This window comes from Streptomyces sp. NBC_00461 (assembly GCF_036013935.1).
Lineage (GTDB): Bacteria > Actinomycetota > Actinomycetes > Streptomycetales > Streptomycetaceae > Streptomyces.
Genome location: NZ_CP107902.1, coordinates 4,725,942 through 4,739,527, shown reverse-complemented (window position 1 = coordinate 4,739,527; position 13,586 = coordinate 4,725,942). Strand labels below are relative to the sequence as shown.

13 protein-coding genes and 3 tRNA genes are annotated in these 13,586 nt (G+C 68.7%); 9 read left to right on the top strand and 7 right to left on the bottom strand.

Annotated elements, in window-relative coordinates:
• Window positions 1–33 precede the first annotated feature (33 nt).
• From OG870_RS22160 to OG870_RS22150, 3 genes are all read right to left on the bottom strand, one after another.
• A tRNA-Gly gene (locus OG870_RS22160) sits at window positions 34–106 on the bottom strand.
• An 81-nt stretch (window positions 107–187) separates the two neighbouring features.
• Window positions 188–259 (bottom strand) — tRNA-Gly (locus tag OG870_RS22155).
• A 124-nt stretch (window positions 260–383) separates the two neighbouring features.
• A complete protein-coding gene (locus OG870_RS22150; protein WP_099929933.1) occupies window positions 384–701 on the bottom strand; it encodes a histone-like nucleoid-structuring protein Lsr2 in 318 nt (105 codons plus the stop codon).
• 377 nt (window positions 702–1,078) lie between these two features.
• Between OG870_RS22150 and purS the strand changes: the two genes are divergently transcribed.
• The 7 genes from purS (at window position 1,079) to purM (ending at window position 8,791) form a co-directional block, all read left to right on the top strand.
• Entirely contained in the window at window positions 1,079–1,342 is a 264-nt protein-coding gene (gene purS, locus OG870_RS22145; protein WP_015659417.1) for a phosphoribosylformylglycinamidine synthase subunit PurS, read from the top strand.
• A complete protein-coding gene (gene purQ, locus OG870_RS22140) occupies window positions 1,339–2,019 on the top strand; it encodes a phosphoribosylformylglycinamidine synthase subunit PurQ (protein WP_266517156.1) in 681 nt (226 codons plus the stop codon). Before purS ends, purQ begins: the two co-directional genes overlap by 4 nt.
• Window positions 2,016–4,274, top strand: a complete 2,259-nt coding sequence (gene purL / locus OG870_RS22135; RefSeq protein WP_266925232.1) for a phosphoribosylformylglycinamidine synthase subunit PurL — start codon at window positions 2,016–2,018, stop codon at window positions 4,272–4,274. The genes purQ and purL overlap by 4 nt, the downstream gene beginning before the upstream one ends.
• Window positions 4,275–4,438: 164 nt before the next feature.
• Window positions 4,439–5,236 carry a maleylpyruvate isomerase family mycothiol-dependent enzyme gene (locus tag OG870_RS22130; RefSeq protein ID WP_266517150.1) on the top strand — a complete coding sequence of 266 codons (798 nt, stop codon included), beginning with the start codon at window positions 4,439–4,441 and terminating at the stop codon, window positions 5,234–5,236.
• Between the two features lie 50 nt (window positions 5,237–5,286).
• Complete coding sequence (locus tag OG870_RS22125) at window positions 5,287–6,090, top strand: META domain-containing protein (protein WP_266583378.1); 804 nt, start codon at window positions 5,287–5,289, stop codon at window positions 6,088–6,090.
• A 61-nt stretch (window positions 6,091–6,151) separates the two neighbouring features.
• Window positions 6,152–7,681: an amidophosphoribosyltransferase gene (purF, locus tag OG870_RS22120; protein ID WP_266583380.1), complete on the top strand. Its 1,530-nt coding sequence runs from the start codon at window positions 6,152–6,154 to the stop codon at window positions 7,679–7,681.
• A gap of 42 nt (window positions 7,682–7,723) precedes the next feature.
• Complete coding sequence (gene purM / locus OG870_RS22115) at window positions 7,724–8,791, top strand: phosphoribosylformylglycinamidine cyclo-ligase (protein WP_266517143.1); 1,068 nt, start codon at window positions 7,724–7,726, stop codon at window positions 8,789–8,791.
• Window positions 8,792–8,932: 141 nt separating this feature from the next.
• Here purM and OG870_RS22110 read toward each other — a convergent pair whose 3' ends face one another.
• A complete protein-coding gene (locus OG870_RS22110; RefSeq protein ID WP_266517140.1) occupies window positions 8,933–9,193 on the bottom strand; it encodes a DUF3073 domain-containing protein in 261 nt (86 codons plus the stop codon).
• Window positions 9,194–9,483: 290 nt separating this feature from the next.
• Window positions 9,484–10,587, bottom strand: coding sequence for a Leu/Phe/Val dehydrogenase (locus OG870_RS22105; RefSeq protein ID WP_327691309.1), 1,104 nt, complete (start codon window positions 10,585–10,587; stop codon window positions 9,484–9,486).
• A gap of 223 nt (window positions 10,588–10,810) precedes the next feature.
• Here OG870_RS22105 and OG870_RS22100 point away from each other — a divergent pair, with 223 nt between their 5' ends.
• Together OG870_RS22100 and bldC are read left to right on the top strand one after the other, a co-directional pair.
• Window positions 10,811–11,653 (top strand): hypothetical protein, encoded by an 843-nt coding sequence (locus OG870_RS22100; protein ID WP_266517136.1) that lies wholly within the window; start codon window positions 10,811–10,813, stop codon window positions 11,651–11,653.
• 516 nt (window positions 11,654–12,169) lie between these two features.
• On the top strand, window positions 12,170–12,376 hold the full coding sequence (gene bldC / locus OG870_RS22095) for a developmental transcriptional regulator BldC (RefSeq protein WP_003949541.1): 207 nt from the start codon (window positions 12,170–12,172) through the stop codon (window positions 12,374–12,376).
• Window positions 12,377–12,858: 482 nt separating this feature from the next.
• Here bldC and OG870_RS22090 read toward each other — a convergent pair whose 3' ends face one another.
• On the bottom strand, window positions 12,859–13,047 hold the full coding sequence (locus OG870_RS22090; RefSeq protein ID WP_266517133.1) for a DUF6274 family protein: 189 nt from the start codon (window positions 13,045–13,047) through the stop codon (window positions 12,859–12,861).
• Between the two features lie 464 nt (window positions 13,048–13,511).
• Window positions 13,512–13,586, bottom strand: a tRNA-Asp gene (locus OG870_RS22085).

Here is a 13,586-nt window from a genome sequence, read left to right as displayed (position 1 = left end):
ACCCCGATCCAGAGGATCGGGGTCTTACTCCTGAGCGGACGACGAGGCTCGAACTCGCGACCTCAACCTTGGCAAGGTTGCGCTCTACCAACTGAGCTACGTCCGCATTGCCTCCGACCGGCTCCCACCGATCGGCGCGAGCACCAGCCTACCTGATCCACCACAGTGGTCCGGACCGGCGGTGCAGAGCGGGTGACAGGAATTGCACACTGCGCCTTCCCCCTGGAAGGGGGATGTTCTACTACTGAACTACACCCGCATGTACTCCGTGAGCTGGGCCTTTCGGCCTCGCCCCGCGGCGTGCTCCAGACTCTAGCCGACCCTGAGGGGTGCAGCGCAAGTCGGTTCCTCCGAGGGGCGAGTGACCGGTCGTCGGCCGGCGGCTACTGCGCCGCGCTGAACGCCTCGTAAACCTTCTTCGGGATCCGGCCGCGGGCCGGGACGTCCATCTTGTTGGCCTGGGCCCAGGCGCGAACGGCCGCCGGGTCGGGGGCGACCTCCGTCTGCCGGTAGGTCCTGCCGGACTTCGACCGTTTGCGGCCGGCCTCCACGTACGGCGCGAGCGCCTTACGCAGTTTCTTGGCATTGGCTTGGTTCAGGTCGATCTCGTACGACTTGCCGTCGAGTCCGAAGGCGATCGTTTCCGCCGCTTCCGAGCCGTCGATGTCGTCAAAGAGAGTGACTACGACCTTCTGCGCCACGAATATCGGTCCCTTCGTGCGACACCTCAATCGACGAAGACGTGGATGACGTGCCACGACGTCGCGGAGATGCCGACTGTCCGCCAGTTAATGGGCAAAGTATCGGCTAATGACAATTCATTTGTACAGTGCCCGGCATTGCAATGTGAAGCCCGACTAAATCTCCCCGCGTGTCTCACGCGCAATACCTCCAGGGCATCGATCCGGGATCTTTCCCTGAACTTTTCGTGAAGGCACCCGTCCGATACACGATCGTGACGGCCGTCACGTACTTTCCTACAACTCTACCCGCGTAGAAATTTTGTACGGGTAGTCTGAAGGCACCTGTTGGAGACACCCGCAGGAACCTGCTCAGCACCACACCACCGGGAGTGCCAGTGGCACGCGTCGTAGTCGACGTCATGCTCAAGCCGGAGATCCTCGACCCCCAGGGCCAGGCGGTGCAGCGCGCACTGCCGCGTCTGGGTTTCGAAGGCATCTCCGACGTACGTCAGGGAAAGCGTTTCGAACTGGAAGTTGACGGACCGGTCGACGAGGCCGCTCTCGCCCGCATCCACGATCTTGCGGAATCCTTCCTCGCCAACACCGTGATCGAGGACTTCACCGTCAAGGTCGAGGAAGTCGCGGAGGCCGCGAAGTGACCGCTCGTATTGGCGTCGTCACTTTCCCCGGAAGTCTCGACGACCGGGACACGCAGCGTGCGATCCGCCTCGCGGGCGCCGAGCCGGTCGCCCTCTGGCACAAGGACAAGAACCTCCACCAGGTCGACGCGGTCGTCCTCCCCGGCGGTTTCTCCTATGGCGACTATCTGCGGGCCGGCGCCATCTCCCGCTTCTCGCCGGTGATGGAGACGGTCATCGAGCAGGCGAAGGCCGGCCTTCCGGTCCTCGGCATCTGCAACGGCTTCCAGGTCCTCACCGAGGCCCACCTGCTTCCCGGCGGGATGCTCGGCAACGACCACCTCCACTTCATCTGCCGCGACCAGAAGCTGCGGGTGGAGAACGCCTCCACGTCCTGGACCAGCGACTACAGCGAGGGCCAGGAGATCTTCATCCCGCTGAAGAACATGGACGGCCGGTACGTCGCCGACCGGTACACGCTGGACAAGCTGGAGGCGGAGGGCCGCGTCGCCTTCCGGTACGTCGACTTCAACCCGAACGGCTCGCTCAACGACATCGCCGGCATCACCAACGAGGCCGGCAACGTCGTAGGCCTCATGCCGCACCCGGAGCACGCCGTCGAGCCGCTCATCGGGTCGGGCCGCACCGACGGCCTCCCCTTCTTCACCTCGATCCTCAAGAAGCTGGTCAACGCATGAGCCGGACGCCTCTGGACACGGTCGAGCACGCGGCCGCGACCCCCGACGTCGAGCTGCCCTGGGCCGAACTCGGCCTGAAGAAGGACGAGTACGAGCGGGTCGTGGAGATCCTCGGCCGTCGGCCCACCGGTGCCGAGCTCGCCATGTACTCAGTCATGTGGTCCGAGCACTGCAGCTACAAGTCGTCCAAGGTGCACCTGCGCCAGTTCGGCGAGAAGGCCCCGCAGAGCGACGCGCTCCTCGTCGGTATCGGCGAGAACGCGGGTGTCGTCGACGTCGGCCAGGGCTACGCGGTCACCTTCAAGGTCGAGTCGCACAACCACCCGTCGTACGTCGAGCCCTACCAGGGTGCGGCGACCGGTGTCGGCGGCATCGTCCGCGACATCATCGCCATGGGCGCCCGCCCGGTCGCGGTCGTGGACCCGCTGCGGTTCGGTGCGGCCGACCATCCCGACACCAAGCGCGTCCTGCCCGGTGTCGTCGCCGGCATCGGCGGCTACGGCAACTGCCTGGGCCTGCCGAACATCGGCGGCGAGGTCGTCTTCGACGCCTGCTACCAGGGAAACCCGCTGGTCAACGCGGGCGCGATCGGCGTGATGCGGCACGAGGACATCCACCTCGCGAAGGCGTCCGGCGCGGGCAACAAGGTCATCCTGTACGGGGCTCGTACGGGCGGTGACGGCATCGGTGGCGCGTCCATCCTGGCTTCCGAGACCTTCGACGACGCCAAGCCGTCGAAGCGCCCCGCCGTCCAGGTCGGCGACCCCTTCCAGGAGAAGCTGCTCATCGAGTGCACCCTGGAGGCATTCCAGGAGAAGCTGGTCGTCGGCATCCAGGACCTCGGCGCGGCCGGTCTCTCCTGCGCCACCTCCGAGCTCGCCTCGAACGGCTCCGGCGGCATGCGCGTGACGCTGGACGACGTACCCCTGCGTGACTCGACCCTCTCGCCCGAGGAAATCCTCATGAGCGAGTCGCAGGAACGCATGTGCGCGGTCGTCGAGCCGGAGAAGGTCGACCGGTTCCTGGAGATCTGCGACAAGTGGGACGTCATCGCGACCGTCATCGGTGAGGTGACGGACGGCGACCGCCTGGAGATCTACTGGCACGGCGGCAAGATCGTCGACGTCGACCCGCGCACGGTCGCGCACGACGGCCCGGTCTACGAGCGCCCGTACGCCCGCCCGTCCTGGCAGGACGCCCTCCAGGCCGACGACGCGGGCAAGCTCGCGCGGCCCGCGAGTTCGGCGGAGCTGAAGGACCAGGTCCTGAAGCTGGTGGCCTCTCCCAACCAGGCCTCCAAGAAGTGGATCACCTCGCAGTACGACCACTTCGTGCAGGGCAACACCGTCCTCGCCCAGCCCGAGGACTCCGGCATGATCCGCATCGACGAGGAGACCGGCCTCGGCGTCGCCATCGCGACCGACGGCAACGGCCGTTACGCGAAGCTGGACCCGTACGCGGGCGCGCAGCTGGCGCTGTCGGAGGCGTACCGCAACGTCGCCACCACCGGCGCCAAGCCCCTCGCCGTCTCCGACTGCCTGAACTTCGGTTCGCCCGAGGACCCGGCCGTGATGTGGCAGTTCGCGGAGGCCATCCGTGGACTCGCCGACGCCTGCCAGCAGCTCGGCACCCCGGTGACCGGCGGCAACGTCTCGCTCTACAACCAGACGGGCGAGGTCGCCATCCACCCGACCCCCGTGGTCGCGGTCCTGGGCGTCATCGACGACGTCGCGCGCCGCACGCCGGTCGCCTTCCAGGAGGAGGGGCAGCTGCTCTACCTCCTCGGCGACACCCGCGAGGAGTTCGGCGGCTCGGCCTGGTCGCAGGTCGTGCACGACCACCTCGGCGGTCTGCCGCCGAAGGTCGACCTGGAGCGCGAGCGCCTGCTCGCCGAGATCCTGATCTCCGCCTCCCGCGACGGCATGATCGACTCCGCGCACGACCTGTCCGACGGCGGTCTGATCCAGGCGGTCGTGGAGTCGGCGCTGCTCGGCGGCAAGGGCGCGCGTCTGGTCGTACCGGACGGGCTCGACGCCTTCACCCTCCTCTTCTCCGAGTCGGCGGGGCGTGCGGTCGTCGCCGTGCCGCGCTCCGAGGAGGTCCGCTTCAACGACATGTGCGGTGCACGGGGCCTGCCCGTCACCCGCATCGGTGTCGTCGACGGCGAGACGGTCGAGCTCCAGGGCGAGTTCGAGCTGTCCCTGGAGGAGCTGCGCACGGCGCACGAGGAGACCATCCCGGCACTGCTCAAGTAGGCAGTCCTACGGCCAAGCAGTCCGACGGCCAAGCAGCCCTACGACGGTGAAGGCCCCACCGGTTCACAGCCGGCGGGGCCTTCGCTGCGTCCTCCCGAGGTCACTGGTTCCTTCGCCGGCTCCCGAATGACCGGCGGGACGCGGACAGGCCCTAGGCTCGCCGCATGTCTCCGGCCAAGAAGCGCGCCCGTGCCTACGACCCGGCCAAGATCCGGGCAGCGATCCTCTCCCAGTTCACGCACGTACGGGAGGCCGTGGCCTCCCTGAGCCCCGAGCAGCTGGCCGGACCCACCCGGCTCGGCGCGTGGACGGTCCGGGACCTGGCCGCGCATCTGGCCATGGCCTTGGAGACCGTCAGCCTTGGCCTCGGGAGCGAGGAGCCGTCCAAGCCGGAGCTCACGCTCACCGAGTGGCCGTTCGCCACCGCCCCCCGCGCCGCCGCCATCGCCGACCGCACCCGGGACTTCGCCGAGGCCAACCCCGACCTCGACGCCCTCTACGCCCGCACCGGCGAGCGATTCACCGCCTCCCTCGCCACCGCCCCCGAGGCCCGCCTCCTGGCCGCCCGCACCGGCGCCATGACGCTCGCCGACTACCTGGTCACCCGCACCGTCGAACTGGTCGTCCACACCGACGACCTGAACGCCGCGGTGCCGGGTCTCGACGTGCCGTACGACCGCCAGGCCCTCGCCGCCTGCACCCGGCTCCTCGCCGACGCGCTGGCCGTGAAGGCCCCCGGCGGCTCGACGGAGGTGCGGATCCCGCCGTACGCCGTGGTGCAGTGCGTCGAGGGCCCCCGGCACACCCGCGGCACCCCTCCGAACGTCGTCGAGACGGACCCGCTGACCTGGATCCGGCTCGCGACCGGGCGGGTGACCTGGCCGGAGGCGGTCGAGAACGCCCAGGTCAGCGCCAGTGGCGAGCGGGCGGACCTGGGCGGGCTGCTGCCGCTCATGGGGTGAGCCGTGCCCGCGGAGGGGAACCGGCCCCGCGTCCCTCCCGTCCCATCGGCATGGACAACATGCGACTCACCCTCGCCGTCCTGACCGTTCTCCCGCTCGGCTTGGCGTGCGGAAGCGAAACGGGGGGTGTCTCCGAGGCACGCAGCGCCTCCGTGGCGTCCGGAATGTCGGGCGTCCACTGGAAGGTCGACAGCGTCACCGTGGACGGCACCACCCGGCGCGCTCCCGCCGGCGCCGACGTCCGGATCACCGACGACGGAACAGCCGAGGGCAGCTACGGCTGCAACCACTTCAGTGCCAAGGCCGACTTCACGGACCACCGCGTCGAGCTGACCAACGCCCGCCAGACCCTGATGGCCTGCGATCCGCGGCGGATGACCTTCGAGCGGGCCCTCGCCCGCACCCTCACCGACCGCTCGCTCACGGTCGAGGCCAAGGGCGACGCGCTGACCCTCACCACTCACGACGGCGACCGCATCCACCTCACCAAGGAGAAGGACGCGCCTTTGTTCGGGACGAAGTGGACCATCACGGCACTGGGTGCCGACGGCTCGGCGACGAGCCTGCCGCAGAAGCAGAAGGGGTCCGCGTACCTCACGTTCGAGGAGAAGTCCGGCAAGGTCACCGGCAAGCTGGGCTGCAATCACGTGACCGCGAAAGCCACGGTGCGCAACGGACATATCACCCTGGGCGCCCCGTCCACCACCCGAATCATGTGCGACACCTCACTCATGCATACGGAGAGGAGCCTCCTGCGCCTCTTCGACCGCACGGTGAGCTACGAGTTGGATCATCGAAACCTCACGCTGACCAGCGAAAACGGAGAAAGCGCCGAAGCGGTCGCCGGACGGTGACCCAAGAGCGGCAGCTGTCCCCAATTCGGACCAGTGGTCGATCTCGCCTACACTCGGTGCCGTGCCACGTGGTGACGGTCGACTCAATCATGATCTGCTCCCCGACGAGAAAGGCCCCCAGGACGCTTGCGGCGTCTTCGGTGTCTGGGCTCCGGGCGAAGAGGTCGCCAAGCTCACTTACTTCGGGCTCTACGCCCTCCAGCATCGGGGCCAGGAATCCGCGGGAATCGCGGTCAGCAACGGCTCCCAGATCCTCGTCTTCAAGGACATGGGCCTCGTGTCCCAGGTCTTCGACGAGACCTCGCTCGGTTCGCTCACCGGTCACATCGCGGTCGGTCACGCCCGCTACTCGACCACCGGCGCCTCCGTGTGGGAGAACGCCCAGCCGACGTTCCGTGCCACCGCGCACGGCTCCATCGCGCTCGGCCACAACGGCAACCTGGTCAACACGGCGCAGCTCGCCGAGATGGTCGCCGACCTGCCCAAGCAGGAGGGTGGCCGCACCACGCGTGTCGCGGCCACCAACGACACCGACCTGCTCACCGCGCTGCTCGCGGCCCAGGTCGACGCCGACGGCAAGCCGCTGACCATCGAGGAGGCCGCACACACGGTCCTTCCGCAGGTCAGGGGCGCCTTCTCGCTCGTCTTCATGGACGAGCACACCCTGTACGCGGCCCGCGACCCGCAGGGCGTCCGCCCGCTGGTCCTCGGCCGCCTGGAGCGCGGCTGGGTCGTCGCCTCCGAGTCCGCCGCCCTCGACATCTGCGGCGCCAGCTACGTCCGCGAGATCGAGCCGGGCGAGTTCGTGGCCATCGACGAGAACGGCCTGCGCACCTCTCGATTCGCGGATGCGAAGCCCAAGGGCTGTGTCTTCGAGTACGTGTACCTGGCCCGCCCCGACACCGACATCGCCGGCCGGAACGTCTACCTCTCCCGCGTGGAGATGGGCCGCAAGCTCGCCAAGGAAGCCCCGGTCGACGCCGACCTCGTCATAGCGACCCCGGAGTCCGGCACCCCGGCCGCGATCGGCTACGCGGAGGCGTCCGGCATCCCCTTCGGCGCGGGCCTGGTCAAGAACGCCTATGTCGGCCGTACGTTCATCCAGCCCTCGCAGACCATTCGCCAGCTCGGCATCCGCCTGAAGCTGAACCCGCTGAAGGAAGTCATCAAGGGCAAGCGACTGGTCGTCGTCGACGACTCGATCGTGCGCGGCAACACCCAGCGCGCCCTGGTCCGCATGCTCCGCGAGGCGGGCGCGGCGGAGGTCCACATCCGGATCTCCTCGCCCCCCGTGAAGTGGCCCTGCTTCTTCGGCATCGACTTCGCCACCCGCGCCGAGCTCATCGCCAACGGCATGACGATCGACGAGATCGGCACCTCGCTCGGCGCCGACTCCCTGGCGTACATCTCCATCGACGGCATGATCGAGGCGACCACCATCGCCAAGCCGAACCTGTGCCGCGCCTGCTTCGACGGCGAGTACCCGATGGAGCTCCCGGACCCCGAGCTGCTCGGCAAGCAGCTTCTGGAGACCGAGCTGGCCGCCGGTCCGGCAGCCACGGCGGCGGCCGACGCGATCCGTCGCCCGTAAAGCCCGTCATACCTGCAGTACGACACGAAAGTTCTCACCGTCATGTCTGAGACAACTGGTGCCAGCTACGCAGCCGCGGGCGTCGACATCGAAGCGGGCGACCGCGCCGTAGAGCTGATGAAGGAGTGGGTGAAGAAGACGCAGCGCCCCGAGGTCCTCGGCGGCCTCGGCGGATTCGCCGGCCTCTTCGACGCCTCCGCCCTCAAGCGCTACGAGCGTCCCCTCCTCGCCTCCGCCACCGACGGCGTAGGCACCAAGGTCGACATCGCGCGCCGGCTGGGTGTGTACGACACCATCGGCCACGACCTGGTCGCCATGGTCATGGACGACATCGTGGTGTGCGGCGCCGAGCCGCTGTTCATGACCGACTACATCTGCGTCGGCAAGGTCCACCCCGAGCGGGTCGCCGCGATCGTCAAGGGCATCGCGGAGGGCTGTGTGCTGGCCGGCTGCGCCCTCGTGGGCGGCGAGACGGCCGAACACCCCGGGCTGCTCGGCCCGGACGACTTCGACGTCGCCGGCGCCGGTACGGGCGTCGTGGAGGCCGACCGGCTGCTGGGCCCGGATCGCATCCGTACGGGTGACGCGGTGATCGCCATGGCGGCCTCCGGTCTTCACTCGAACGGGTACTCACTCGTCCGGCACGTCCTGCTGAACCAGGCGGGACTGTCGCTCGACGCACGGATCGAGGAGTTCGGCCGCACCCTCGGCGAGGAGCTGCTGGAGCCGACGAAGATCTACTCGCTGGACTGCCTGGCCCTGACCCGCACCACGGACGTGCACGCCTTCTCGCACATCACGGGTGGCGGCCTGGCCGCGAACCTGGCGCGAGTGATCCCCGACGGCCTGCACGCGATCGTCGACCGCTCCACCTGGACCCCGGGCCCCGTGTTCGACCTCGTCGGCAAGACCGGCTCGGTCGAGCGCCTGGAGCTGGAGAAGACCCTCAACATGGGCGTCGGCATGATCGCCATCGTCCCCGAGGAGTCGGCTGACGTGGCCCTGGCGACGCTGGCCGACCGCGGGGTCGAGGCCTGGGTGGCCGGAGAGATCACCGACCGCGGCGACCACGAGACGGGCGCGGCGCTCGTCGGCGACTACAGCGCCTGACGGACCCGCCGACGGACACGGACCCGCCGACGGACACGGATCCGACGGCGGACACGGATCCGACGGCGGACGCGACGGCAGCACAAAACCCGGTCCGGTGGTGTGGACCACCCCGGACCGGGTCAAGCACTGCTTAATGCGTCAAGCGCCGCGACGATGTTGCGACGCGGGACCGGACTCGTCGTCCTCGTCCTCATCGTCGTCGTTATAGAGATCCGCGTACTGGGCGTACGGGTCGTCTTCCTCGTCGTCGTCGTCCTCGAACGGCTCGCCATTCGGCGGCTGGCTCGAAGTCGATGCGCCCAGCTCATTGGCCAGACGCGAGAGGTCAGTCCCGCCGCTGCTGTACTTCAGCTGGCGGGCGACCTTCGTCTGCTTGGCCTTTGCCCGGCCGCGCCCCATGGCTCGACCCCCTCGGATACGGGGCCCGGCGGCCCCAGAGTCTTGACACGCGTTCATGATCTGGAACGGGCCCTCCGCAGAGAGACCGGTCCGTAGGGCTTCCACGGTACCTGAGCCCGCGCCCATACGGTACGTCGCCCGCAGGACGGGCCCGAGTCCAGGACCCTCGGGGCGCGCCGTCCCCGCTGGTCAACCGCGATTTTAACCACTTCTCGGCAGGCGACCCGCCGACGAACGTGAGAGTTCTCTCTAAGTGTGCGCCGACGGGTACCGGCCAAACCTCCTGAAGGTCAGAGACTGCGGCCCGTGGCCGCCTCGTGCATCCGCTGCTCCGCGATCCGGTCGGCCGCCGCGGCCGGCGGAATCCCGTCCGCCTTCGCACGAGCGAATATGGCGAGCGTGGTGTCGAAGATCTTCGCCGCCTTCGCCTTGCACCGGTCGAAGTCGAAGCCGTGCAGCTCGTCGGCGACCTGGATGACACCGCCGGCGTTCACCACGTAGTCCGGCGCGTAGAGGATCCCCCCGTCGGCGAGGTCCTTCTCGACGCCCGGGTGGGCGAGCTGGTTGTTGGCGGCCCCGCAGACGATCCTCGCGGTCAGTGCGGGCACGGTGTCGTCGTTCAGGGCCCCGCCGAGCGCGCAGGGGGCGTAGATGTCGAGGCCCTCGGCGCGGATCAGGGTCGCGGTGTCGGCGACCGCGCGCACGCCCGTCGGGTGTGCCGCGAGGATCCGCCCGACGGCCTCCTCGCGCACGTCCGTGATGAGGACCTCGGCGCCCTCGTCCCGGAGGTGCCCGACCAGGTGGTGACCGACCTTGCCGACGCCTGCGATGCCGACCTTGCGGCCGCGCAGCGACGGGTCGCCCCACAGGTGCTGTGCGCTGGCCCGCATGCCCTGGTAGACGCCGAAGGCGGTGAGGACGGAGGAGTCGCCCGCGCCGCCGTTCTCGGGCGAGCGGCCCGTGGTCCAGTGGCACTCGCGGGCCACGACGTCCATGTCGGCGACGTAGGTGCCGACGTCGCACGCGGTGACGTACCGCCCGCCGAGGGAGGCCACGAACCGGCCGTAGGCCAGCAGCAGCTCCTCGGTCTTGTCCCGCTCCGGGTCGCCGATGATCACGGCCTTGCCGCCGCCGTGGTCGAGACCGGCCATGGCGTTCTTGTACGACATCCCGCGCGCGAGGTTCAGCGCGTCGGCGACGGCCTCGGCCTCGCTCGCGTACGGGTAGAAGCGCGTACCGCCGAGGGCGGGGCCCAGAGCGGTGTTGTGAAGGGCGATCACGGCCTTGAGGCCGCTGGCGCGGTCCTGGCAGAGCACGACTTGCTCATGTCCGCCCTGGTCCGAGTGGAACAGGGTGTGCAGTACATCAGCAGGTGCGCCGGTTACGTCGGTCACGGTGGTGACTCCTGAAGTAAGTAGCGGCGGTTGGAGACCAGCTCCCGTGTGGGTGGCGGGGGCTGTGAGGACGAGATTAGAGCCTGGGAGCCCCGCCATCCGCGCAGTGCTCAGGATCACCTACCACGGGATGATGTCCGTGCGACGATTTGCATAGATTTCCCGCCCGTTTGTGAGCGGGTTCCGCAGGTTTTCCCGGTGGTGGGCGGGGGAGGGAGCAGGCGTGCCCAAGGTGTCCTCGGTGATCGTCCCGTACGCGACGTATCTGCGCGTGTACGAACCACTGGCCGCCTTCCCCGAACCGGAGCGCAGCCACTGGGCGCGTTACGCCCGGCGCTCGGGCCGCCCCTCGTACCAGGACGAACTCCGCCGCTCCCTGGCCGACTTGGTGCCCACCCCGCCGATCCCCGTGCCGGTGCACGAGAGCAGCGACGCCTTCGTGCTGGAGGTCGACGGGGTGGTGTGCGTGTGTCCCTGGCGGACCCGGCTGCGGGGGTGGCAGGCCCTTCAGGAGCTGCCGGAGGAGCTGCCGAAGCCGGTCCTGGACGCCGTACTGCCGGAGGTCGTACGACGTCAGGCGACCCAGGACTACGAGCGCTGGCTGGTGCGCAACCCGGACGCCCGCCCCTGGATCCGCATGTCGACCTGGCAGGTGCCGCTGCACTGGTTCGTGCTGGTGTCGGACGAGGAGCGGCGCTTCGACAAGGGCTCCGGCGAGATCCCCCCGATGCTGCGCTACCAGACGCCGATGGTGCAGGCGCGGCGGCGCGTGGCGCGGGCGCTGCGGGCGCTGAAGGACGGCATCGACGAGGGGCCGCTGATCGACGGTCTGGTGGATGTGGGGCGCTGGCTGGAGGAGTTCCATCCGCGCTCGCTGGTGGAGCTGGACTACGGCGGCCTGGTGCACACCCTGCCGGCCGGCGAGCTGGAGGACGACCACTCGGCGGCGGACGTGGCCGAGGGCATCGAGGCGCTGCGGCACGGCGACGGGGCGGCCGCGGGGGACGCGTACGCGCGGCTCGTGGAGCGCTGGCGGTCGGTCAGGGACCGGCGCTCGGCGAACTGACGTTTGACGTGACGCCCGTTTTGGGGTTTTGTCCTCGCACCGAGGTACCTGAGGTGACTGAGGTTTCCCCGACTTGGGACGTAGGTCACGATCCGGGCGATCGCCTCAAGTAAGCCTCAACCCCGGCCAAGCGTGATGGACCGCACTTACGCGGCTCTTGCGTCCCTTGCCCCTCCTCATGCCAAAATAGGACAAGGAGTCCGGGGGGGACTCCGTCCGTATTGCACGCTTTGGGGGGTCTCGTGGCTCCTGAGTGTCCTGTGACTGATCGTCACAGGGGCGTGACTGTCCGTTATGGCATGGTCCATCGGCTTCCGTGGCTGATGAACACCTGGAGGGGCAATTCCATCGGTTTGGCCGACGAGGCTGGACAGATGGTGTAGTTGTAGTGCCGAGGACAAGCCGTTCGTCCTATAACCGACTCGACTCGCGTCCGCCATTTCGGGCAACGCGGGTCAAGGTGCAGAATTTAGAGGAAAGAACCGAGAACGATCGGTTCTCCCGAGGAGGCCGCTCATGACCGCTCGCACCCCTGATGCCGAGCCGCTGCTGACCCCGGCTGAGGTCGCCACGATGTTCCGCGTCGACCCCAAGACGGTCACGCGGTGGGCGAAGGCCGGCAAGCTTACTTCGATCCGTACGCTCGGCGGGCATCGCCGCTACCGCGAGGCGGAGGTCCGTGCTCTGCTCGCGGGCATCCCCCAGCAGCGCAGCGAGGCCTGAACAACTGCATAACAGGGCAAATCGGCAGGTCCCCCAACGTGCCGTGGCGCCCGAACCCTAGCTCCAAGCGACGCGGGGTCTGCCCCAACAGGCTCCACGCCCACGCTCTTCAGAGCTTTTCAAGCAAGTAACAGGGTGCGTCGTCGATCGCGCTGGACTCCGCCGGGTCCAGCGCGATCTTTTTTGTGTGCATGGCATGCCTGGCCGACGGCCCTGTGAGTGGCCCTGTCGGAGTCTGGGGAGGGCTGTCGGATCTCCTGTGGGGGGCCTCTGTGCGGCGCCCCGCGAGGAGCCCCGTGGAGGGTGCAATTGCACATATAAAATTGACCAGTTGTAGGTGGGGTGTAAGTACCGCGGTATCAGAAACTCATGCGGTGACACCCGTCACATGCCAGGGTCCTTGTTGCGCTTGGTGCACGTGCGCTAATGGAGGTAGGTGCTCCAGGCTCCCACGGTGAGGCGGGTGTTGGGGGCCGTCGGGGTCAGACGCCGGCGGGACTTTCGTCCTCCACGACGTCGTCCGGTGCGTCGGCGCCCCTCGGTGAGTCCATCGCCAGCCGCAGCAGGTGGTGGCAGATCGGGCAGTGGCGGGTCAGGTGGCCGTACGACGAAGCGGCCGACAGGTGCGCACGGAGCAAGGCCCGTGTCTCGTGCCTGACCGATGCCGCCATACGCCACCTCCGTGGGCCGCACGGGGAACGGGCCCTGCCTCCTGGGTACCGACGGAAAGTGACGGCGTCAAGACGGCGTGGTGCCCCGCGGGACGCGTGTGCCTGCCGCGCCGCCCCATTTTCACCGCCGCGCGCTGAACCGACCGCCTCCTGGGGGCTGCCGCCCCCAGCCCCCGCGTCGGCCTGAACGGCCTCGTCCTCAAACGCCGGACGGGCTGGGAGATGCGGACCGGCGCCGAACGGTGAAGGCAGCTGTGGAAGGCCCGTGACATGCGAAAGGCCCGCGGTCCCTTGGCGGGATGCGGGCCTTCGTCCTTCTACTGCGGTCCTGACGGGATTTGCTGTGTCCGATTGCGGCTTCGCCGCGGGCGCGGCGTCCGCCTGGACGGGGCTGGGGGGTGCGGTGGTGGCATGTGAAAGGCCCGCGGTCCCTTGGCGGGATGCGGGCCTTCGTCCTTCTACTGCGGTCCTGACGGGATTTGAACCCGCGGCCTCCACCTTGACAGGGTGGCGAGCACTCCAAACTGCTCCACAGGACC

Excerpts from the sequence above, each read along its gene's own strand:
- purL (WP_266925232.1), top strand. The coding sequence starts at position 2,016 with ATGAGCCGGACGCCTCTGGACACGGTCGAGCACGCGGCCGCGACCCCC.
- OG870_RS22130 (WP_266517150.1), top strand. The coding sequence starts at position 4,439 with ATGTCTCCGGCCAAGAAGCGCGCCCGTGCCTACGACCCGGCCAAGATC.
- OG870_RS22125 (WP_266583378.1), top strand. The coding sequence starts at position 5,287 with ATGGACAACATGCGACTCACCCTCGCCGTCCTGACCGTTCTCCCGCTC.
- purM (WP_266517143.1), top strand. The coding sequence starts at position 7,724 with ATGTCTGAGACAACTGGTGCCAGCTACGCAGCCGCGGGCGTCGACATC.
- OG870_RS22110 (WP_266517140.1), bottom strand. The coding sequence starts at position 9,193 with ATGGGGCGCGGCCGGGCAAAGGCCAAGCAGACGAAGGTCGCCCGCCAG.
- bldC (WP_003949541.1), top strand. The coding sequence starts at position 12,170 with ATGACCGCTCGCACCCCTGATGCCGAGCCGCTGCTGACCCCGGCTGAG.
- OG870_RS22090 (WP_266517133.1), bottom strand. The coding sequence starts at position 13,047 with ATGGCGGCATCGGTCAGGCACGAGACACGGGCCTTGCTCCGTGCGCAC.